Below are 20,233 nucleotides of genomic sequence, written 5' to 3'. Positions count from 1 at the left end.
GGACGGCTCCTTCCAAAGAACGTGTTGACATCAACTCAGTTGATACTTCAACTATTCCGTGCCGGACGGGCCCGCGCCGTCCGGCCGCCGCGGCGCACGGCCGTCCGGTCGCCGCGGTGGTCAGCCGGGGGCCTTGCCCCGCTGCGCCGTACCGATGAAGAGCTTGCCGGCGAGCTGTTCCGGGGTGGGCGCCAGGTCGGTCCCGGTCTCGCCGCTCAGCGCGTTGTAGGTGACGGTGTAGGAGGTCGACCCGACGTAGTAGGAGGCGAAGTCCCCCAGGTCGTTGTTCCGGAACACCCGGGACAGGGGTCCGACCTTGGTGAGGTCCCAGACACCGAAGAAGACCAGGCAGGAGGCGAAGTCCTTCATGGTCGCCACCGCGTTGTCCTCGAAGGAGCCGGGGCCGTCGCCGAAGGCCGCCTTCGTGCCGATCGACAACGCGGTGTCGCCGAGCGCGAAGAAGGCGCTGCCCGCGACGTACGTCGCCGCCTTCTCCCGCACGATCTGTGCGACGTGCCGTTCGAGGAGCTGCCCGATGAGCCGTGCCCGGATCCTCCGGTACAGGCGTTCGGCGGCCCACTTGACGGCGGCCGTGCCGGGCCCGCCCAGCCACGGCCAGGATCCGGCGAACGCGAGCTGCGCCATGCTCGTCGCGGCCAGGACCTTCAGGGCGTGCCGGGTCGCCTCGACCGCCTCCGCGTACCCCTCGCACGCCTCGGCCGTCAGCTCGCAGTGGGCGACGACGGTCCCGGCGTACTCCTCGAAGGAGAGGCGGACGCCCTCGTCCCGGCCGCCGGCGGGACGCGCGGCGACGGCCAGGAGGCCGCCCTGCCAGAACCGCCGGAACGCCGTGCTGCCCTGACCCGGGTGGTCGTGCCACATCCGCGCCGCCACCGGGTCGAGGGTCCTCGCCGCCCCGCGCACCCGCTCCCCGAGCGACCTCCAGACGGCCGCCGCGGCGCGTGCCCCCTCCGGGTCGCCCTCCGGCCAGTGCTCGTACAGGTCGTGGGCGACGAGGCCCGCCATTCCGGTGAGGCCCAGCGGGTACAGCGCCGGGCGTCCGAGCCTCACCACGGCATCCGCGGCACCTGGGCGATGGCCTCCCACTCGGCGGCCTCGACGTTCGCGCCCATGGCGAAGAGGCGGTCCCCGATCCGGACGCAGAGGCCCGCGAGGGCGTGCGCCTCGCCCATGACCCCCTCGGTCATGTGCCGGTAGCCCGGCGATCCGGAGTCGCCGTCGTAGAAGAGCCTCCCGGCCCGGTCGTCCCCCCAGAAGTTCCCCACCGAGTACAGCCTGTTCGTCTCGATGACGACGGACTCGGTCAGCTCGGTGCCCTCCGCCGTGAAGGGCCTCGCGACGGACCACTTCACGGTGTCGGGGGACATGGCCATGTACGGCATAAAACCTCCTTTACCCACCGGAAAATAGTATATTGCGGCCATCGCGACGTCTCGCCGGCCTCGGACGGGGGTGGTGCCGTGTCCGAGGCCGGCGAGACGTGCGCTCAGCCGAATACGCCCGGGGGTGGGACCGGGGTGACCACCGGGTCGCCGTCCCGCAGCGGCGGCGCTCCGGCGACGAAGTTGGTCAGCGCCTCGCCGTACAGGCATCTGGCCTGGGTGAGGCCTCCCGCGCCCCGGCGGGTCAGGCCGGCGGTGGGCAGTTCGGCGGGGGAGGCCGTGATGATGAGGTTGCCGAAGCGGCGTCCCCGCAGCACGCCCGGCTCGGCGAGCAGGGCGGTGTGCGGGAAGACGCCGCCGACGGTGGCGAGCAGCCGGCGGGCGAAGGCCAGGCCCTTGCCATCGGCGACGTTGACCAGCAGGGTGCCGCCGGGGCGCAGGACGCGGGCGACGTCGTCCATGTACTCGCGGGTGGCCAGGTCGAGCGGCATCGTGGCGCCGCTGAAGGCGTCGAGCACGAACAGGTCGGCCGAGGCGTCCGGCAGCGCGGCGGTCGCGGCGCGGCCGTCGAGGACCCTGACCTTGAGCCGGGGCACCGACTTGAGCCGGAGCTGGTCCCTGACGAGCTGGACGAGGTCGCCGTCCGGCTCGACGACGATCTGCCGCGACCCCGGGCGGGTCGCCGCGACGTATCGGGGCAGCGTGCAGGCGCAGCCGCCCACGTGCACGGCGTCCACCGGCCCCTCCGCCAGGAGGTCGATCACGATGGCCATGAGCTGGACGTACTCGAAGTCGAGGTAGGTGGGGTCGTCCAGGTCCACGTAGGACTGGGGCACGCCGTCCTTGGAGATCACCCATCCGGCGGGCCGGTCGAGGTCGGCCAGGAGCTCGACCTCGCCGAAGGTGACCGGGTAGCGGCCCGGCATCGGCTCCCGTGGTTCCCGCCTGCTCATCGCCCGCGGCCCGCCTTCCTGGTGCGTCGTGCTCCCGACCATACTGTCAGGTCGGCTCGCCCTCCCAGGCGAAGGGCTGGAACGCGGGGTCGACGGGTGCGGCGGTCATCCGGTTGGCGAAGGTGGAGATCGTGTAGGCGCCGATCCCGAGGACGACCTCAAGGGCGTTCCGCGGGGTGTGGCCGGCGTCGAGGAAGGCGCGCATCTCCTCGTCGGTGACCGCGCCCCGGCGGTCCATGACCGTGAGGGTGAACAGCCGCAGCGCCTCCAGCCGGGGCTCGGGGAGCGGCTTGCGCTCCCGCAGGTTCTCGACGAGTTCGGCGGGGGCCTCCAACCCGGCCAGCGTGGCGGTGTGCATCGCCACGCAGAGGTGACAGGCGTTGCGGGTGGCGACCGTCATGACGACGACCTCCCGCTGGAGCGGGGTCAGGGAGGTCTGCTCGAAGGCGCCGTTGGCCGCGAGGAACCCCTTGAGCACCTGCGGGGCGCCGGCCATCAGGGCGACCGCCGCGGGAATGTGACCGAACTTGCGGGCGGTGCCCTCCATGATGGGGCGGGCCTCGGCGGGGGCGCTTTCGAGGGTGTGGGGGACGAACAGGTCGTCGAGCACGTGTCTTCTCTCTTCTCGGTGTCGGGGGTCGCCCACCGCCGTACGGCGGAGCGCGGCGCGGCGGTGGGACGGGGCCGGTGGACGGGGCCGGGCGTCCGGCGTGACCGGGCCGGCCGGACGCGGTGACTCGGTGCGCCGGGCCAGAAGGTCAACTCGGTTGTCTAAACCGTAAACCAAGTTGTCTTTACGGGCAAGGCCGCCCCGCGAGAGGGCGATGTAGGGAAGATCACAACCTACGGAGGCGTAACTTACGCTACCGTAGGTTCATGAGCTCGACCGGCACCCAGAGACCCTCCCTCTCCATGTCGATCAAGCCGCGGCTGCGCGGCTGGCTGCACGCCGGGGCGCTACCCGTCGCGATCATCGCCGGGTACGTCCTGGTCGCCCTGGGCCCCACCCTGCAGGCGCGGCTCGCCGCCGCGGTCTACGCGATCACCTCGGGCCTGCTCTTCGGCGTCTCGGCCACCTACCACCGCGGCACGCTCTCCCCGCGCCTGGAGGGGGTGCTGCGCCGCCTCGACCACGCCAACATCTATCTGATCATCGCGGGCACCTACACCCCGTTCGCGCTGCTCGCCCTCGACGGCCCGGCCCGCGTCGTGGTGCTGGCCGTGATCTGGACCGGCGCGGTCGCCGGGGTGCTGTTCCGGGTGCTGTGGATCTCCGCCCCGCGCCTGCTGTCCACCGCCCTCTACATCGCCCTGGGCTGGACGGCGGTGTTCGTGCTGCCCCAGCTCCTGTCCGGCGCCGGGGTGGCCGCGGTGGCCCTGGTGATCGCGGGCGGGGTGCTCTACACCGCGGGCGGGGTGGTGTACGGCCTGCGCCGCCCCGACCCCTCGCCCCGGTGGTTCGGCTTCCACGAGGTCTTCCACGCCTTCACCGTCGCCGCCTACGTCGTCCAGTACGTCGCCGTCTCCCTGGTGGTCTACGGGGCCTCCTGAGGCTGAGACGCCCGCGCGCCCGGTCCGTGCCGTGCCCGGTCCATGCCCGGCCCGTGCCCGCGCGCCCGGTCCGCTCCCCGGTGGCTCAGCCCGCGGCGCGCGCCAGGCGGCGGACGGCGAGCTCGGCGTACAGCGCGGCCCCGTCGGGCAGCACGGCGTCGTCGAACAGCGCGTCCGGGGAGTGGTTGACGGCGGCGGTGGCCGGGTCGACGCCCTCCGGGCACGCGCCGAGCGCCACGAACGCCGACGGAACCTCGGCGCAGACGAACGAGAAGTCCTCCGACGCGGGGAACGGCCGCGGGACCATGACGAACCGGTCCTCGCCGTACACCTCCCGCACGGTCTCTGCGACCAGGGCCGCCTCTTCGGGATCGTTGACCGTCACCGGGTAGCTCACCCGGTACTCGACGTCGGCCTCCAGCCCGTGCGCCGCGGCGATGCCCCGGGCCAGGGCCGTCGAGCGGTCCCGGACCAGGGCGTGGGAGGCCGGTGAGAACGAGCGGACCGTCGCCTCGAGGCGGGCCCGGTCCGGGATCACGTTTTCGGTGGTGCCCGCGTGGAAGCTGCCGACCGTGAGCACCACCGGGTCGAACACGTCGAAGCTCCGGGTGACCATCGTCTGCAGCGCGGTGACGATCTCGCACGCGACCGGTACCGGGTCCCTGGCGCGGTGCGGCGCCGAACCGTGGCCGCCGACGCCGCGCACGGTCACCGAGAGGGTGTCGGAGGCGGCCAGCATCGGCCCGCCCCGGGTGGCGAACACCCCGCGGGGGAGCCCCGAGCTGAACACGTGCAGGGCGTAGGCCGCGACGGGACGCTCGCCCGCGGCGTCCAGCACGCCCTCCTCGATCATGAGTTTCGCGCCGCCCTGCCCCTCCTCGCCCGGCTGGAACATGAAGACCACGCTTCCGGCGAGCAGGTCGCGCCGGGCCGCCAGCAGCCGTGCCGCCCCGGCCAGCATGGCGGTGTGCAGGTCGTGGCCGCAGGCGTGCATCCGGCCCGCCACCCGGGAGGCGACCGCCGGGTCGCCGCGCTCGGTGACCGGCAGGGCGTCCATGTCGCCCCGCAGCAGCACGACCGGCCCCGGGGACGCGCCGCGCAGCACCGCCGTGACCGAGCTCAGCCGCCGGCCGAGCCGTACGTCGAGGGGGAGGCCCGTCAGGGCGGCCAGCACCCTCTCCTGGGTCCTCGGCAGGTCGAGGCCCAGTTCGGGCTCGCGGTGCAGGTCGTGACGGAGGCGGGTCAGTTCGTCCCGCATGCCGTCGGCTGACGCGCGAAGCGACATCGGAGGCTCCTCTGCGCTCGTGGGACTGAAGAACCATAAGACCGTTTTGTGTGGATTGTCGTTTCTCGGCGGTCATCTTCTGGCATGAAATCGGTCATCCTGGACGCCCGGTCCGCCGCGGCCCGATGCCCGCGCCGACGTTCCCGGTGCGGGGACGTCGTAGGCGTGCCGCCTCCGCGGGGCTCCGGCGGGACTCTCCGTACGGCTCCCGCGGGTGCCCGCGCGGCTCGTGGGCGGTAAGTGACCAAGGTCCCGGGCCGCCGGGGACCTCCGCCGCCGCGGGAGAGCCGTACGGCACCTGCGGTAAAGACCCGGTAAAGAGTGTGATGGAGCCGTACCGGAGAACAGGGAAAACCGGCAGCGGCCGGCGACGAAGGAGCCCTCCATGGCAGTCACCGCGCACCACCACACCAACCGCAAGCTCGTCCACCGGGCCGCCGCCGGGACCGCCGCGCCGACCGGGACCGCGACCGTCGCCGGAGCCGCCGGGGAGACCGCGACCGCGGCCACGGCGCGGCCGGCCGCCTACGCCTGGGCCGCGGCCCGGATCGGGATCGGCTGGGTCTTCCTGTGGGCCTTCCTCGACAAGGTCTTCGGCTGGGGCCTCGCCACCCCCGCCGACCGCGCCTGGATCAACGGGGGCAGCCCCACCACCGGCTTCCTCAAGGGCGCCGGTGACAACGCCCTCGGCGGCCTGTTCGGCGCCCTGGCCGGGCACGCCTGGGTCGACTGGCTGTTCATGACCGGCCTGCTGGGCATCGGCGCCGCCCTCGTCCTCGGCGTCGGCATGCGGATCGCCGCCGCCGCCGGCACCCTGATGCTGGTGCTGATGTGGGCCGCCGAACTGCCGCTGGCCAACAACCCCTTCCTGGACGAGCACCTGATCTACGCCGTCGTCCTCATCGGGCTGGCCCTGGCCGGCGCGGGTGAGACGCTGGGCCTGGGCCGGTGGTGGGGCAACACCGCCCTGGTCCGCCGCCTGCCGATCCTGCGGTAGCGCCCACTCCCCGTCCGGTGCCCGTCCCCGCCCCCGGGACGGGCACCGGCATGTCCGGGTGAATGCGCGGGGGTGACGGGCAATGATCGCAGGACGTGAGGAAAGACGGAGAAGGAGAGAACGATGACCGGACTGATCGTCGTCGGAGCCGACGGTTCCGCGTCCGCGACGGCCGCGGTGGAGTGGGCGGCGCTGGACGCCGCGCGCACCGGCGCGGCACTGAGGGTCGTGCACGTGCGTGAGCCGTGGGCCGCGGCGTTCCCGCCGGCCGGGACCGGCCTGAGTGAGGACGTGCGGACCCGGTACTGCCAGGACGTGCTGGACGCGGCGGTGGGGCGGGCCCGCGAGTGCGCGCCGGAGGTCGAGGTCACCGGCGCCGTGGTGACCGGCGCGGTGGTCGAGCGGCTGCGGGACGAGGCCGAGCGGGCGGACGAGGTCGTGATCGGCAACAGGGGCGCGGGCGGTTTCGCCGAGCTGCTGCTCGGGTCGGTGGGACTGGGCCTGGCCGGGCACGCCCCCGGCCCGGTCGTCGTGGTCCGCGCCCCCGCCAGGACCGCCCACGGGACGGTCGTCGTGGGCTTCGACGGCTCCGAGCACTCCGAGGCCGCCCTCGGTCACGCGTTCGCCCAGGCCCGGCTGCGCGGGGCCCGGCTGCGCGTGGTCCACGGCTGGCGGGCCCCGGTGGTCCCCTCTCACACCTTCGACTACGCGTCCCTGCTGGAGGACTCGTTCCAGGAGGAGGTCCGTACGGCCCGGCAGCGCCTGGAACCCTGGCGGGAGAAGTACGCCGACGTCGAGGTGGCGGAGTCGGCGGTCCTGACCCACCCGGTGCCGCTCCTGACGGAGGAGTCGCGGGACGCCGACCTGGTCGTCGTCGGGGCGCGGGGGCTGGGCGGGTTCGGCTCGGCCGTACTGGGCTCGGTCAGCCACGGCGTGCTGCACCACGCGCACTGCCCGGTCGCGGTCGTGCGGCCCCGCCCGTAGGGCGGGGAGCGCGGACCGGGGCGACGAACCGACCGATCTCCGGAGAATAAGACCGTTTTGACCGAATCCCGGGCCGCCCTCGGGGGGTTTCTGGGCATAAATCGGTCAAAGGGGGAGGTGGGTCATGGAAGAGCTGACCCGTACATGGTGGGTCTATCTCGTTCGTGGAGCATGCGCGATCCTGTTCGGCCTGCTGGCGATCCTCTGGCCGGGCATCACGGTCTTCGCGCTGGTCGTCGTCTTCGGTGTCTACGCCATCGTCAACGGCGTGTTCGCGCTCCTCGGGTCGAGGGAGCGCGGCTCCCGGACCTGGATGATCGCCTACGGTGTGCTGAGCGTTCTGGCCGGCGTCGCGGCCCTGGTCTGGCCGGGGATCACCGCGCTCGCCCTGCTGTTCCTGATCGCGGCCTGGGCCGTCGTCGTCGGCGTCGCGGAGATCATGGCGGGGATCCGCCTGCGAAAGGCCACGACGGGGGAGTGGGCGTTCATCCTCAGCGGGGTGCTGGCGGTCCTGTTCGGCGTCCTGCTGTTCGTCTGGCCGGCCTCCGGTGCGCTGGCGGTCGTCTGGCTCATCGGCACGATGGCGATCGTCTACGGCGTCGCCCTGGTGGCGCTCGCCTTCCGGGTGCGGGCGCTCCACTCCCGCAGGGCCGGTCCCGCGGGGGCCGCGCCCACCGTCGCCTGACGGGGACCGCGGGCCCCGGGCCGCCTCCCCGGCGGGGAGGCGGCCCGGGACGGCCGGGCGGCCGGGCGGCCGAAAAGGTCACCAAGGGCAGACGCCGAAGAATATTTATAAAAACCGCCTCTTCTGCGTAACGTCTCCATAGGGATGACCGTTCAACGGGGAATCATCTTCCCAAACACCGTGGAGGCGATATGGACGTGCACGGCCGGCTCTCTCGTCATCTGCTCGTCGACGGCTACCGTCTGGTGCTGGACCTGGAACGCAGCCGGGGCTCCCGGCTGGTCGACGCCCGCACCGGCCGGAGCTACCTGGACTTCTACACCTTCTTCGCCTCCGCGCCGCTGGGCGTGAACCCGTTCGACGACGATCCCGCGTTCCTGGACCGGCTCGGCAGGATCGCCGCGAACAAGCCGGCCAACCCCGACCTCTACACCGTCCACCTCGCCGATTTCACCGAGACCTTCGTCCGGGTGCTGGGCGACCCCGAACTGCCGCACCTGTTCTTCGTGGAAGGCGGCGCGCTGGCCGTCGAGAACGCGCTGAAGTGCGCCTTCGACTGGAAGAGCCGTCGCAACGAGGCCCAGGGCCGCTCCCCGGGGCTCGGCGCCCGGGTCCTCCACCTCACCCGGGCCTTCCACGGCCGCAGCGGCTACACCCTCTCGCTGACCAACACCGACCCGGTCAAGACCGACCGCTTCCCGCAGTTCGACTGGCCGCGGATCGACGTGCCCGCCATCCACCTCGGCGACGTCGAGGCCGCCGAGGAGCGGGCTCTCGCCCAGGCCCGGGCGGCCTTCGAACGTCACCCGCACGACATCGCCTGCTTCATCGCCGAGCCCATCCAGGGCGAGGGCGGCGACAACCACATGCGGGCCGAGTTCCTCCAGGCGATGGAACGGCTCTGCCACGAGCACGACGCCCTGTTCATCGTGGACGAGGTGCAGACCGGCGCCGGGACCACCGGCACCCCCTGGGCCCACCAGCAGCTCGGCCTGCGCCCCGACATCGTGGCCTTCGCCAAGAAGGTCCAGGTCGGCGGGATCATGGCGGGCCGCCGGGTGGACCTGGTGCCCGACAACGTCTTCCGGGTGAGCGGGCGCATCAACTCCACCTGGGGCGGCGGGCTGGTGGACATGGTCCGCTCCCGCCGGATCCTGGAGATCATCGAACGCGACGGGCTCATCGCCCGGGCCGGCGAGCTCGGCGCCGAACTCCTCGCCACGCTGCAGAAGATCCAGGCGGGCTTCCCCGAGCTGGTCGGCAGCGCCCGGGGGCGCGGCCTCATGTGCGCCTTCGACCTGCCGGACCCGGCCGCGCGCGACCGGCTGGTCACCCTGCTCCGGCAGGACGAGGGCGTGCTCGTGCTGCCCTGCGGCGAGCGGTCGGTACGGCTGCGCCCGGCCCTGTCGATCACCCGCGAGGAGCTGGAGGAGGGCACGGAGGCGATCTCCCGCGCCCTGACCACCCTGCGGGACGCGCCCTCGCGCGCCTAACCGGCCGCCCTGGACGTCCTGTCCGCGGCCCTGGCCGGGACGTCGCCCTTGCCGGACCGCTGCCGCCACAGGCCGATCGCGGTCATCCGGCAGTCGGCGCCGAGCTTGGCGTAGATCCGGTTCACGTGGTTCTTCACGGTCTTCTCACTGAGGAAGAGGTGCTGGGCGATCTGCCCGTTGGAGCGGCCCGTGGCTATCAGCTCCATGACCTCGGCCTCGCGTCTGCTCAGGCCCGCCGCGGTTCGCGGGTCGGCGGCGTGGGGGGCGTCGTCGGGTCTCATCCGGCCTCCGTGGCGGCTACACGGTCAGGTCGCCGAACCCCCCGATCTTACGGCGAGGCGATAGAAGTGAGCATAACCGGTTATATCTGGATTTGGTGATCCAGTCGCGGGTGGAAAGCGGAACGGCCGGTCCCGTAGGACCGGCCGTTCTCCGTGGGGTGAGTGAAGGGACTTGAACCCTCGACATCCAGGACCACAACCTGGCGCTCTGCCAACTGAGCTACACCCACCGCGTCTGCCGCAGCAGCACATGGAAAAGTGTAGCGGTTCCCGGGAGTCGTTTCGTACCGGGTTTCGCGAGCGCCGTCAGACCGGCTCCGCCGAGACGCCCTCGGCCAGCTCGCGGGCGGTGGCGGAGTCGGGGCCGGGCTGGGCCACGAAGACCGCCGCGCGGTAGTAGCGCAGCTCGCGGATGCTCTCGGTGATGTCGGCCAGCGCCCGGTGCCCGCCCTGCTTCTCCGGCGCGGAGAAGTACACCCGCGGGTACCACCGCCGGGACAGCTCCTTGATCGAGGACACGTCGACCATCCGGTAGTGCAGGAACGCGTCCACCTCCGGCATGTCGCGCGCGATGAAGGAGCGGTCGGTGGCGATGGAGTTGCCGCACAGCGGCGCCCGCTTCGCCTCCGGGACGTGGCCCTTGATGTAGGACAGGACCAGGGCCTCGGCCTCGGCCAGGGTCACCCCGCCCGCCAGGGACTCCAGGAGGCCGGACGCGGTGTGCATCTCCCGGACGACGTCCGACATCTGCTCCACCGCCTCCGGCGGAGGCTTGATCACCACGTCCATGCCCTCGTCGAGCTGGTTCAGCTCGCTGTCCGTGACCACGCAGGCCACCTCGACAAGGGCGTCTCGGCCGAGATCGAGCCCGGTCATCTCACAGTCGATCCAGACCAGCAGGTCACTCATAGCCTTCAGCGTAGTCCCCCCTTCAGGAGAGCTTGAGAGAGCCGACCACCCGGTCGATCACCGCGAGACCGAGATTGTCGGGCACGGACATGTACATCAGGGCCGGGCGCCTGCCCGCGCCGCGGTCCACGAGCACCATGGCGCCGCGTTCCTTCTTGAACTTCCAGCCGTTGGCCTTGGCCTCCTGGGAGAAGTCCATGTCGAAGACGAGGAGCCAGGCGTCCCTGCCGCTCACCTTGATCGCCTTGTTCTCGACGATCTTCTTGGTGTGCGGGGGGCTGTAGAAGACCGGTTCGACGCCCAGCAGCAGCGACGCGAGGGTCGCCCGCATGCCGGGGACGCCGTCGTAGCCGAACCTGTCCGGCAGCTCGCCGGTGAAGAGGTTGCCGACCCAGTCGTGGCCCTCGCCGTCGAAGTTCTTCTGGGAGATCGCCTCGACCCTGCTGCCGCCCAGGAAGCTCGTGCCGTCCGTACGGGTGCCGGGCGGCACCTTCCAGGGCTCGCCGGGGAAGTCGTACGACAGGCCGGAGGTGGAGTCGGTGATGCGCCCGTCCTCCGGCTGGGGCAGCTCGGGGCCGTCCGAGGGCGGCGACTCCGGCGTCGCCGGGTCCGACGGCGCGGGCGTCGACGGGGAGGTCGGCTCCGCGGTCGTCGGAAGCGGTGAGGGGCGGTCGTCCGCGAGGTCGCCGCCCCTGGGGATGAGGAACGCGGCGGCGACGATCACCGCGACCAGGACCACCGCGCCGACGCCGAGGATCCAGGGCCAGGGGGTGCTCCGGCGCGGCGGCGGGCCGTACGCGCCCGCGGGCAGCTGCGCCGTGACGTTCGGCGGGCCGCCCCACGGCGGCTGCCCGTACTGGCCGGGCTGTCCGTACTGGCCGTGCTGGTCGGGCCCGCCTCCCGGACCCGGCCGGCCCTGCTGGACCTCCGGAGCCGGAGGGCCTCCCGGCGGATCGGCCGGTCCCTGCCGCCCGGCCTGTCCCGGCGGCTGCGACGGGGACGCCCCCGGCTGGTCGTGCGGTCCGGTGGGGCCCGCCTGGCCGGGGAACGGTCCGGTCTGCCCGGGGGACGGTCCGGTCTGGGGCGGGGACGCCGGTCCGGCGGGGGTCTCCACCGGGTGGGTGGCGTCGGTCCACTGGTTCCCGTCCCACCACCGCAGCAGCGGTGAGCCGTAGGGATCCGGGTACCAGCCGGCGGGGGTCTGCGTGGTCATGGCCGTCAGAGTAGTAAGAACCTATTTATCCTGCATTATCGGCATATCCGGATCATGACTTGCACCGGTAGACGAAAGCGGCCCTGCCCTGGAGCTTCCCGCCCTTGGGCAGGGGAGAGAGGACCCGCAGGGTGGCGGTCCCCCGGAAGTCCCCGTCGCCGCGGACCGTCCACAGCAGGGTCACCTCGTGCGAGGTCCTCCCGGCCTCGACCTCTTCGGTCTGCTCGGTCGGCGTCCTGCGGTCGCTGCGCCGCCACTGGTAGCGGATCCTCCCGGCGGAGCCGTTGGTGGAGAGCACGCCGGTGATCCTGACGGTCGTGCCGCAGCCCTGCGGCTTCTTCGGCGCGGTCACCCGCACCCCGGTCACCGCCAGCGGCGTCCCCGGGTCCGCCGGCTCGCGGAACAGCCAGACCAGCACCCCCGCGACCACCATCAACGCGATGATCACCGAGGCGAGAGCCGTACGGCCGCGCCGGACCCTCCCGCGGGAGGCCCGCCGCCCGCGGGAGGCCGCGCCGGACGACCCGTCGCGGCCGCCCCGCCAGATCCGCGCGGCTTCGGTCTCCGCCGGCGCCCCGGACCCGAACCCCAGGACCGTGCTCTCGTCGCCGCCCGCGCGCCCGCCGCCCGCGGCGGCCGGCAGCAGCGTGGCGATCCCTCCCTCGTCCGGCAGGGGAGCCCCGGGGACGGGCCCCGGGGAAGCGTGGCCTCCGCCTGCCGCCGCCGCGCGGCCTCCGCCAGCCGGTCGCGTCCGGCGAAGCCGTCCGGCAGCAGGTCGCGCCCGGCCAGCAGGACGTCGCGGGCCTGGGCGAGGCCCCGGGCGGAGGCGGTCGCCGCGGCCCGCTCCAGGAGCCCGGCCGCCTCCGGGTACGGCGCCGCCCAGCGGGCGGCCAGCTCCGTGGCGAGCGAGGCCCACGCCGCGACGTCGTGCTCCGGAGCGGCGGGGCGGTCGTGCAGCGCCCCGGCCAGCCCGCGCTCGGCGAGCAGCGCCGACCCGTCGGCGGCGATCACCACCGTGCCCGGGTGCAGCGCACCGTGGGCCAGGCCCGCCGCGTGCAGGGTCAGGAGCGTCTGCGCGGTCTCCACCAGGACCGCGGCGGCCCCGCCCGGACCGGGACCGTGGGCGGCGGGCGGCTCGGACAGCAGGTCGGCCAGCGTGGGGGCGGCGGGTTCGGCGGTGAGCAGCCACACGTCGTCCCCGGCAGCGACCAGGTCGGCGACCGGGAGCAGCCCGCTTCGGCCGCCCCGGGCGAGCCCCAGGTCCGCGGTCACGGCCCCGGCCAGCCGTCGCCGCGCCGCCGGGTCGGCGACCGACTCGGGGAGAAGCGCAGGGCGCCGCCCGGACGCCCGTCGGCCGTCACCGCGGACCACCAGGCGCCCAGCTCGCCGGCCCGTGTCCGGTGGCCCGGCCGGAACCCGGCCGGGCCCTCCGGGCCCGGGTTCACCGCCGGGTCCGGCCGTTCGGACGCCCGCGGCGCCGTCCGGCCGCGAACGGGAGGGCGCCGCCGGTCAGCGCCCCGAGGGCGAGGAACGCGGCGGACGCGGTCGTGGCGGGCGGGGTGGGCGAGAAGCCGTTGCCTTCGCCGCCTCCGCTGTTGGTGTCCGACGGGGAGGGGCCGGGCGAGTCGTCGCCACCCCTGGTGGGGGTGGGGACGGGCCTCGGGGGCCGCGTCGCCTGCGGGGCGGAGGTCTGCGGCGTGGAGGTGGCCCGGGGCGTCGAGGTCCGCGCCGGCTGCTCACCCGAGCGGCCGACGTCGGAGGTCTCCTCCTCGGTGGTGGCCGGTGAGGCCGTCCGGGTGGGGGTGGGCCGGTGCGGGCGGCGGGTCCGCGTCGGGGTGGCCGACGGGGCCGCGGTGGTCCTGGTGGGCCGGGCGGTGGGCCTGCGCGCGGGCGACACCGGCGGCGGGCTGGCGGCGGCGGTCGCCGTGGGGGTCTCGTCGGTCGCCGACGCGCTGGGGGTGGCCTTCGCCGGGGGCTCCTCCGTCGTCTCCTCCTGCGGCTCGTCGGTCTCCTCAGGGGTGATCGACTCCACCGGATCCGAGGGGGTCGCGCTCGCGGTGGCGGCCGAGCTGCGGGCCTGGATCTCGCTGGAGCCGGAGGAGTTGACCAGCACCATCCCGATGACGCCGACCAGCGCGACGCACCCGACGCCGACCAGGATCTTGGAGGTCCGCCTGGACAGCACCGCCCGCCAGCCGTGGTCGTCCAGGTCCAGGTCCTCCGGCCCGTCCAGGTCGGCCTCGCCCGGCACCGGGTCACCCAGGTCGGTCTCGGCGAGCGAGGTGTGCGCCTCCGAGGTCGCCGACTTGCGCGGGAAGGGGAAGAGCGACGCCATGATCCCGGCCAGCGCCGCCAGGCGGCGGCGGCCCCGCTCCTCCCAGTCGGGGCCGTAGGCGTCGGCGGCCACCGCCTCCAGCTCGGTGAGGAAGGCGATGGCGGTCGGCGGGCGGTCCGCCGCGTGCTTGGCCAGGCCCCGCTCCACCAGGCCCCGCAGGGCCGAGGGCACCTCCTCCGACGGAGGGGCCGCACTCTGGTGCTGCCGGGCCAGCGCGGCGATGTTCGTCCCGCGGAACGGCCGGGTGCCCGTCAGGCACTCGAAGAACACCGCGGTGGCGGCGTAGACGTCGGTGGCCGGGGAGGCCGGGCCCCCCGACCACTGCTCCGGCGCCATGTAGGGCGGCGTGCCCGCCGGGACGTCCCCCTCGCCGGTGCGGACGGCGATGCCGAAGTCGACCAGCCGGCTCGTGCCGTCCGGCTCGATCAGGACGTTCTCCGGCTTGAAGTCGCGGTGCACGATGTTGACCTTGTGCGCGGCGGCCAGGCCGGTGAGCGCTCCCTTGAGCACCACCAGCGCGGCCTCCGGGCCGGTCGGCCCCTCCGAGCGGAGCACGGCCCGCAGCGGGACGCCGTTGACCAGCTCCATGACGATCGCGGCGCCCTCGCCGGTCTCGACGTAGTCGTAGAGCCGGACGGCGTGGGGACTGTCGAGGGTGTAGAGCACCCGGGCCTCGTGCCGGAAGCGCGCGACGAAGCCGACGTCGCCCCTGAGCCTGTCGGACAGGTATTTGATCGCGACCAGGACGTCGTCGGCGTCGTGCCGGGCCATCATCACGCGGCCGGCCGCGCCGGCGCCCAGCTCGCGGATCTCCGTGTAGCCGGGGACTCGCCATGCCGATGACGTGCCGTACATGCGGTCTCCTCAGTTGACTGGGCCCCCACCCATGAAAGACGGACCGTAGCTTAGCGACAGAACATCGGTTTCCGCGGATTAACCACAAACCGTCAGAACGCCCGGAAAACACGCCCTATCGGCCGGGGGCGGCGCGGGAGGCGATGTGTCCGGGGACGTCCACGCCCGCGGGCAGCGCGGGGTCCGCCTCCGGTTCGCCCCAGGAGGCGCGCAGCGGCAGCACACCGGCCCAGACGGGCAGCGCGTAGTCCTCCTCCTCGTCGCCCGGCGGGCCCTGCCGTACCTTCACCGACGCCTCCGCCAGGGACAGGGCCACCACGGCGGTGGCGGCGAGCTCCTTCCGTGTCGGCAGGCGGACGGCGTCCCACTGGCCGGGCGCGAGCCGCTCGGTGATCGCGCGCAGCCCCGCCAGCCGCTCCTCGGGGTCCGTCACGACGCGGGGACGGCCGTAGACCATGGCGGAGCGGTAGTTCACCGAGTGGTTGAACACCGAGCGGGCCAGCACGATCCCGTCCAGGTGGGTCACCGTCACGCACACCTCGCCCTCCCCCCGCAGCGAGGGCGAGCCGGTCGAGCCGTGCAGGTAGAGGGTGTCGTCGATGCGGCCGTAGCAGGTGGGGAGCACCGTCGGCGTCCCGTCGGACCTCACCACGCCCAGATGGCAGATCAGCCCGGCGTCCAGCACCGCGTACAGGTCCTCGCGGCCGGTCCTGGCGCGTTCCTTCATGCGGCCGGGCCGGGTGCGCGGAGTCGTGGAAAGCATGGCTCTAATCTAGGAAGAAGTGGACATAGGGAACATGGCCACTTTTCCGTGCTTCCGGGAGACCACTTTGCCGCGCACCTCCATCGACCTGCCCGTCTCGGTGGACCGCGACGCCTCCGTCCCGCTCACCGTCCAGCTCGGGAACCGGCTCCGCGCCGCCATGCGCGACGGCACCCTCAAGTCCGGCGAGCGCCTGCCCTCCACCCGCGCCCTCGCCCGCCAGCTCGCGGTCAGCCGCACCGTCGTCACCGAGGCGTACCAGCAGCTGTACGCCGAGGGCTGGCTGGACGGCCGCCACGGTTCGGGCACCTACGTGGCCGACGTGGTCGTCCACGCCCCCTCCCCGCCGGCCGCCCCCGCCGGGCCGCTCGCCTCCGCAGGGCCGGCCGCCTTCGCCGGGCCGGCCGGGGCCGCCGGAGCCGCCTGGTCCGGCGTCGTTCCGCCCGACCTCCCCGCCGGGAACGGCGCCGCTCCCGCCGGGCCCGTGATCGACCTGCGGCCCGGCCGGCCGTGGGTCCACGACTACGACCGGGCCGCCTGGCGCCGGGCCTGGCGGGCCGCCGCCGACCTGCCGCCGGGAGACGACCCCGACCCCTACGGCCTGCCCCGCCTGCGCGAGGCGCTGGCCGAGCACCTGCGCAAGACCCGGGCGGTCGCCGTGGGCCCGGAGAACATCATGGTCACCAGGGGCACCGGCAACGGCCTCGACCTCGTCGCCGCCACGCTGCTGCGCCCCGGCGACCGGGCGGGCGTCGAGGACCCCGGCTACCGCGTCGCCGGCAACGTCTTCGCCGCCCGGGGCGCCGAGATCGTGCCCTGTCCGGTGGACCGGGACGGGGTCGTCGTCGAGGAGCTCCCCGGCGACCTGCGCGTCCTCTACACCACCCCCGCCCACCAGTACCCGCTCGGCGGACGCCTGCCGATCCCGCGGCGGGAGCGCCTGCTGGCCTGGGCCCGCCGTACCGGAGCGATCGTCGTGGAGGACGACTACGACGCCGAGTTCCGCTACGACGTCGCCCCGCTGCCCGCGCTGCACTGCCTGGACCCCGGCCGCGTCGTCCTGCTCGGCACGCTGTCGAAGTCCCTGGCCCCGGACGTGGGGGTCGGCTGGCTGGTGGCCGCCCCCGACCTGCTCGCCGCCGTCGCCCGGACCCGCCACGACCTGGCCGACCGCACCGGAGGCCCGGCCCAGCAGGCGGTCGCCGTACTGCTGGAGAGGGGAGACCTGGACCGGCACCTGCGGCGCATGCGGCTGGAGTACGCCCGCCGCCGCGCCGCCGTCGTCGACGTCCTGGGCCCGCTGGTCAGCGGAGACACCGCGGGGCTGCACGTGATGATCGAGGTCCCGCCCGCCGCCGTCCCGTTCGTCGTCGCCCGCGCCGCCGAGCGGGGCGTGCTGGTCGACTGGACCGAGGGCCCGCGCCGCAGCGACCGGCCGCGCGGTCACGGGCTGGTGCTCGGGTACGGCTCCGCCTCCCTGACCGAGGTCAGGCGGGGCTCCACGGTGATCGCCGAACTGGTCGCGGCCTGGTGGGACGGGGAGGGCCGGAAAGGGGAGGCGCGGGAAGAGCCGGGGAGAACAGGGGAGACGCGGGGAGAGCGGACGGGAGAAGGCGGGAGAAGAGAGGGGCCGGCCGGAAAGGGCGCCCGGCGGTGACCCGTCTGGCGGATAAAAGCCGAATGACGTTCTAATGTTTGGTCATGAGCACGCCCGGCATCAACTGGTCCCGCCTGGTCGCCTGGATGGCGAGCAACGTCCCCGACGTGGGGGAACCCACCGGGGTCTCCCTCATCTCGGGCGGGAAGTCCAACCTGACGTATCGGATCGACACCCGAATCGACACCCGAATCGACACCGGGGACCGCGCCCTGGTCCTGCGCCGTCCCCCGCTCGGCCACGTCCTGCCCACCGCGCACGACATGCGCCGGGAGTGGCGTGTCATCTCGGCGCTGGCCGGGACGGCGGTGCCGGTGCCCGAGCCGGTCGCGCTCTGCGTCGACGAGGACGTCATCGGCGCGCCGTTCTACCTGATGGGACACGTCGAAGGGCGGGCCGTCCGGGGGCGGCAGGACGCCGAGCTGTCGCCGGAGGACGCCAGGGCGCTGTCGGAACGGCTCGCCGAGATCCTGGCGGCCATCCACGCCGTCGACTACGAGGCCGTCGGCCTGGCCGACTTCGGCCGCCCCGACGGCTACATGGTCCGCCAGCTCGAACGCTGGGGGCAGCAGTGGGAGCGCTCGAAGACCCGTGAGCTGCCCGAGTACGACCGGCTCGCCGTGCGCCTGCGCGACCGCCTGCCCGCCGCCTCCCGCGCCGCCCTCGTGCACGGCGACTACCGCCTGGACAACACGCTGGTACGGCTCGCACCCGGCGCGGCCCCGGACATCCGGGCGGTCGTCGACTGGGAGATGTCCACCCTGGGCGACCCGATCGCGGACCTCGGCCTGACGCTGACCTACTGGCACGACCCCGGCGACGACGAGCGATCGGCCCTGCCGGTCGCCGGTGACATCACCCTCACCCCCGGCTTCCTCGACAGCCGGGGGTTCGCCGAGCACTACGCCCGGGTGTCCGGCACCGACCTGGGCGACCTGGACTTCTATGTGGCGTTCGGCAACTACAAGCTGGCCGTCATCGTGGAGGGCATCCACGCCCGCTTCGTCCAGGGCAAGACGGTCGGGGAGGGGTTCGACGAGATCGGCGCCGCGGTGCCGCTGCTGGTCGCCCGGGCGCACCGGGCACTGGACGAGGGCCTCTGACGCGCGCCCGCCCCGGGTGTGCTCCCCGGCTCGTCCACCGGGGAGCATCCCGGCGTTACTTCTTCCGAAGCCCGGCGAACAGCCGCTCGGCGCCGCGGGCGTCCCACTGAAGCCGATTCCGGTCCTCGGGGTGGGTGTGCACGGGGACGGTCACGAACTCGACGTCGCCGGGCCCGACCTTCCGCAGGCTCCCGGCGACGGCGGACATCGTCTCCATGTCGAAGCCGGGGTCGGTCCTGACCCACTTGCGCGCCTCGGTGAGGAAGCCCGCCAGCTTCGCCGGATCGCCGGTCAGCTTCTCGGCCTTCTTCAGCAGGGCGCTCATCAGCTGCTGCTGGCGTTTGACGCGCATGAGGTCCGAGCCGTCCCCCAGGGCGTAGCGGACCCGCGCGTAGCCCAGCGCGGCCTCGCCGTTCAGCGTCTGCCGGCCGGCGGGGAGCCTCACCTTCGCCTTGGGGTCGTACACCGCCCGCGGCAGCGTCACCTCCACCCCGCCCAGCGCGTCCACCAGCTTCGCGAACCCGGAGAAGTCGGTCTCCATCGCGTGGTCGACGCGGATCCCGGTCAGGGACTCCACCGTCTTCCACGCGCAGTTCAGCCCGCCCTTGCCGTAGGCGGAGTTGATCATGTCGGTCCGGGCCGGTACGGGCTTCCCGCCGGGGGTCTCGCAGGAGGGGATCCGGACGATCGAGTCGCGGGGGAAGGAGACGACCGTGGCCTTCTTCCGCCCGGCGGGCAGGTGGATCAGCAGCATCGTGTCACTGCGGGCGCCGGTGCCCGCCCGGTGGCGGGGGTTGAGCGCCTCACTGTCGGTTCCGACGAACAGGATGTCGAGGGTTTCGTCCGCTCCGGGCGGGCGCTCGCCCCGCGGAGCGGTGACGGACGGGTCCCCGACGGCCGCCTGGAAGCCGTAGGTCCGGAACACCACGGGGACGGCGACGGCGGCGGCCGCGGTGACCGCGGCGGCCAGGCCGAGCGCCGCCCAGCCGCGCGTCACCCGGAGCGTCCAGAGCGGCCGGACCGCCCGGAACGTCCGGCGCGGGCCCGAGGCGGTGTCGAGGAGGCGCCGCCGCTGGTGCGCCAGCGTCGCCGGCGGCTCGTGCTCCAGGTCGCGGCCGAGGTCGCGGAGCGTCGTCAGGTCGTCCATGGTCACGCCTCCTCGTGCAGCGGGTTGGTGTCGCCGAGCGCCGCGCGCAGCTTGCGCCGGGCCCGGTTGAGGCGGGACCGCACGGTGCCGACCGGGATGTCCAGGGCGCGGGCCACCTCCTCGTACGACAGGTCGCTCCAGGCGACCAGCAGCAGGACGTCGCGGTCGCGGGCCGCGATCCCGGCCAGGGCGCGGGCGAGCGCCGGCCGGGACGCCTGGGCGGTGACCCCGGCGGCCACCCGGTCGGCGGGCGACTCCACGACGTCCTCGGGGGCGGTGCGCAGCAGCGACCGGTAGCGGGCGGCCTCGGTGCGGCGGTGCCGGGAGACCAGCCTGGTGACGATGCCGAACAGCCAGGGGCGGGCGTCCTCGCAGGCCAGGTCGTAGTTCTTCCGGCGGGCGAAGGCGACCAGGAACGTCTCGCCGACGAGGTCCTCGGCGATCTCCGGGCCGAGCCTGCGGGAGACGTACCGGTAGAGCATCGCCGCGTAGCGGTCGAACAGCGCGGAGAACGCCTCCGGCCGCGTCAGGGACTCCCTGACGAGGTCGGAGTCGAGGCTCCGGACGGTGGGCGGAGCGGTCATCGCGGGCACCATGGCATCGAGGCCGGCCTTCCGTG

Annotated in this window: 21 protein-coding genes and 1 tRNA gene; 7 read left to right on the top strand and 15 right to left on the bottom strand. The window is 73.7% G+C overall.

Annotated features, from left to right (window positions below; translation table 11 throughout):
* Positions 1 to 120: 120 nt before the first annotated feature.
* From ACQP10_RS29960 to ACQP10_RS29945, 4 genes are all read right to left on the bottom strand, one after another.
* Positions 121 to 1,071 (bottom strand): hypothetical protein, encoded by a 951-nt coding sequence (locus ACQP10_RS29960; protein WP_346019461.1) that lies wholly within the window; start codon positions 1,069 to 1,071, stop codon positions 121 to 123.
* A complete protein-coding gene (locus ACQP10_RS29955; protein WP_346019462.1) occupies positions 1,068 to 1,403 on the bottom strand; it encodes a hypothetical protein in 336 nt (111 codons plus the stop codon). The genes ACQP10_RS29960 and ACQP10_RS29955 overlap by 4 nt, the downstream gene beginning before the upstream one ends.
* A gap of 104 nt (positions 1,404 to 1,507) precedes the next feature.
* Positions 1,508 to 2,356, bottom strand: a complete 849-nt coding sequence (locus tag ACQP10_RS29950) for a spermidine synthase (protein WP_246424470.1) — start codon at positions 2,354 to 2,356, stop codon at positions 1,508 to 1,510.
* A gap of 46 nt (positions 2,357 to 2,402) precedes the next feature.
* A complete protein-coding gene (locus ACQP10_RS29945; RefSeq protein ID WP_346019463.1) occupies positions 2,403 to 2,966 on the bottom strand; it encodes a carboxymuconolactone decarboxylase family protein in 564 nt (187 codons plus the stop codon).
* Between the two features lie 266 nt (positions 2,967 to 3,232).
* Here ACQP10_RS29945 and trhA point away from each other — a divergent pair, with 266 nt between their 5' ends.
* A complete protein-coding gene (gene trhA / locus ACQP10_RS29940) occupies positions 3,233 to 3,907 on the top strand; it encodes a PAQR family membrane homeostasis protein TrhA (protein ID WP_346019464.1) in 675 nt (224 codons plus the stop codon).
* 85 nt (positions 3,908 to 3,992) lie between these two features.
* Here trhA and ACQP10_RS29935 read toward each other — a convergent pair whose 3' ends face one another.
* The gene (locus tag ACQP10_RS29935; RefSeq protein ID WP_346019465.1) at positions 3,993 to 5,192 is read right to left on the bottom strand and encodes a M20 metallopeptidase family protein; all 1,200 of its coding nucleotides are present in this window, start codon (positions 5,190 to 5,192) and stop codon (positions 3,993 to 3,995) included.
* A gap of 385 nt (positions 5,193 to 5,577) precedes the next feature.
* On the opposite strand from ACQP10_RS29935, the gene ACQP10_RS29930 reads away from it, so the two are divergent.
* From ACQP10_RS29930 to lat, 4 genes are all read left to right on the top strand, one after another.
* On the top strand, positions 5,578 to 6,189 hold the full coding sequence (locus tag ACQP10_RS29930; RefSeq protein ID WP_346019466.1) for a hypothetical protein: 612 nt from the start codon (positions 5,578 to 5,580) through the stop codon (positions 6,187 to 6,189).
* A 123-nt stretch (positions 6,190 to 6,312) separates the two neighbouring features.
* Positions 6,313 to 7,173, top strand: a complete 861-nt coding sequence (locus ACQP10_RS29925; protein WP_346019467.1) for a universal stress protein — start codon at positions 6,313 to 6,315, stop codon at positions 7,171 to 7,173.
* Positions 7,174 to 7,297: 124 nt separating this feature from the next.
* Positions 7,298 to 7,858 (top strand): HdeD family acid-resistance protein, encoded by a 561-nt coding sequence (locus ACQP10_RS29920; protein ID WP_346019468.1) that lies wholly within the window; start codon positions 7,298 to 7,300, stop codon positions 7,856 to 7,858.
* A gap of 191 nt (positions 7,859 to 8,049) precedes the next feature.
* Complete coding sequence (gene lat / locus ACQP10_RS29915; RefSeq protein WP_390000053.1) at positions 8,050 to 9,351, top strand: L-lysine 6-transaminase; 1,302 nt, start codon at positions 8,050 to 8,052, stop codon at positions 9,349 to 9,351.
* Here lat and ACQP10_RS29910 read toward each other — a convergent pair.
* The 8 genes from ACQP10_RS29910 to ACQP10_RS29875 all read right to left on the bottom strand — a co-directional run bounded on the left by ACQP10_RS29910 (position 9,348) and on the right by ACQP10_RS29875 (position 15,707).
* Positions 9,348 to 9,632, bottom strand: a complete 285-nt coding sequence (locus ACQP10_RS29910) for a helix-turn-helix domain-containing protein (protein ID WP_179824273.1) — start codon at positions 9,630 to 9,632, stop codon at positions 9,348 to 9,350. The two genes, lat and ACQP10_RS29910, sit on opposite strands and share 4 nt — an antisense overlap.
* 154 nt (positions 9,633 to 9,786) lie before the next feature.
* A tRNA-His gene (locus ACQP10_RS29905) sits at positions 9,787 to 9,862 on the bottom strand.
* A 76-nt stretch (positions 9,863 to 9,938) separates the two neighbouring features.
* Positions 9,939 to 10,541 (bottom strand): oligoribonuclease, encoded by a 603-nt coding sequence (orn, locus tag ACQP10_RS29900; protein ID WP_179824271.1) that lies wholly within the window; start codon positions 10,539 to 10,541, stop codon positions 9,939 to 9,941.
* A 22-nt stretch (positions 10,542 to 10,563) separates the two neighbouring features.
* Positions 10,564 to 11,754 (bottom strand): DUF2510 domain-containing protein, encoded by a 1,191-nt coding sequence (locus ACQP10_RS29895; protein WP_399500109.1) that lies wholly within the window; start codon positions 11,752 to 11,754, stop codon positions 10,564 to 10,566.
* 52 nt (positions 11,755 to 11,806) lie between these two features.
* Positions 11,807 to 12,202, bottom strand: coding sequence for a hypothetical protein (locus tag ACQP10_RS29890; RefSeq protein WP_433540124.1), 396 nt, complete (start codon positions 12,200 to 12,202; stop codon positions 11,807 to 11,809).
* The gene (locus ACQP10_RS29885; protein WP_433540123.1) at positions 12,199 to 13,026 is read right to left on the bottom strand and encodes a hypothetical protein; all 828 of its coding nucleotides are present in this window, start codon (positions 13,024 to 13,026) and stop codon (positions 12,199 to 12,201) included. Before ACQP10_RS29885 ends, ACQP10_RS29890 begins: the two co-directional genes overlap by 4 nt.
* Before the next feature lie 169 nt (positions 13,027 to 13,195).
* Entirely contained in the window at positions 13,196 to 14,944 is a 1,749-nt protein-coding gene (locus ACQP10_RS29880) for a protein kinase domain-containing protein (RefSeq protein ID WP_433540122.1), read from the bottom strand.
* Between the two features lie 115 nt (positions 14,945 to 15,059).
* Positions 15,060 to 15,707, bottom strand: a complete 648-nt coding sequence (locus tag ACQP10_RS29875; RefSeq protein ID WP_433540121.1) for a pyridoxamine 5'-phosphate oxidase family protein — start codon at positions 15,705 to 15,707, stop codon at positions 15,060 to 15,062.
* A 34-nt stretch (positions 15,708 to 15,741) separates the two neighbouring features.
* On the opposite strand from ACQP10_RS29875, the gene ACQP10_RS29870 reads away from it, so the two are divergent.
* Positions 15,742 to 17,364 carry a PLP-dependent aminotransferase family protein gene (locus tag ACQP10_RS29870; RefSeq protein WP_433540120.1) on the top strand — a complete coding sequence of 541 codons (1,623 nt, stop codon included), beginning with the start codon at positions 15,742 to 15,744 and terminating at the stop codon, positions 17,362 to 17,364.
* A gap of 44 nt (positions 17,365 to 17,408) precedes the next feature.
* Positions 17,409 to 18,467, top strand: coding sequence for a phosphotransferase family protein (locus ACQP10_RS29865; RefSeq protein ID WP_433540119.1), 1,059 nt, complete (start codon positions 17,409 to 17,411; stop codon positions 18,465 to 18,467).
* 55 nt (positions 18,468 to 18,522) lie between these two features.
* Here the strand turns inward: ACQP10_RS29865 and ACQP10_RS29860 are convergent, their stop codons facing one another.
* A complete protein-coding gene (locus ACQP10_RS29860; RefSeq protein ID WP_433540118.1) occupies positions 18,523 to 19,614 on the bottom strand; it encodes an LCP family protein in 1,092 nt (363 codons plus the stop codon).
* A gap of 2 nt (positions 19,615 to 19,616) precedes the next feature.
* Positions 19,617 to 20,198 (bottom strand): RNA polymerase sigma factor, encoded by a 582-nt coding sequence (locus tag ACQP10_RS29855; RefSeq protein ID WP_433540117.1) that lies wholly within the window; start codon positions 20,196 to 20,198, stop codon positions 19,617 to 19,619.
* Positions 20,199 to 20,233 lie beyond the last annotated feature (35 nt).

This window comes from Streptosporangium sandarakinum, from assembly GCF_050942225.1.
Classification (GTDB): Bacteria; Actinomycetota; Actinomycetes; order Streptosporangiales; family Streptosporangiaceae; genus Streptosporangium; species Streptosporangium nondiastaticum.
Note: the sequence above shows the minus strand (reverse complement) of the source record. Positions and strands in the feature narration are given on the sequence as shown.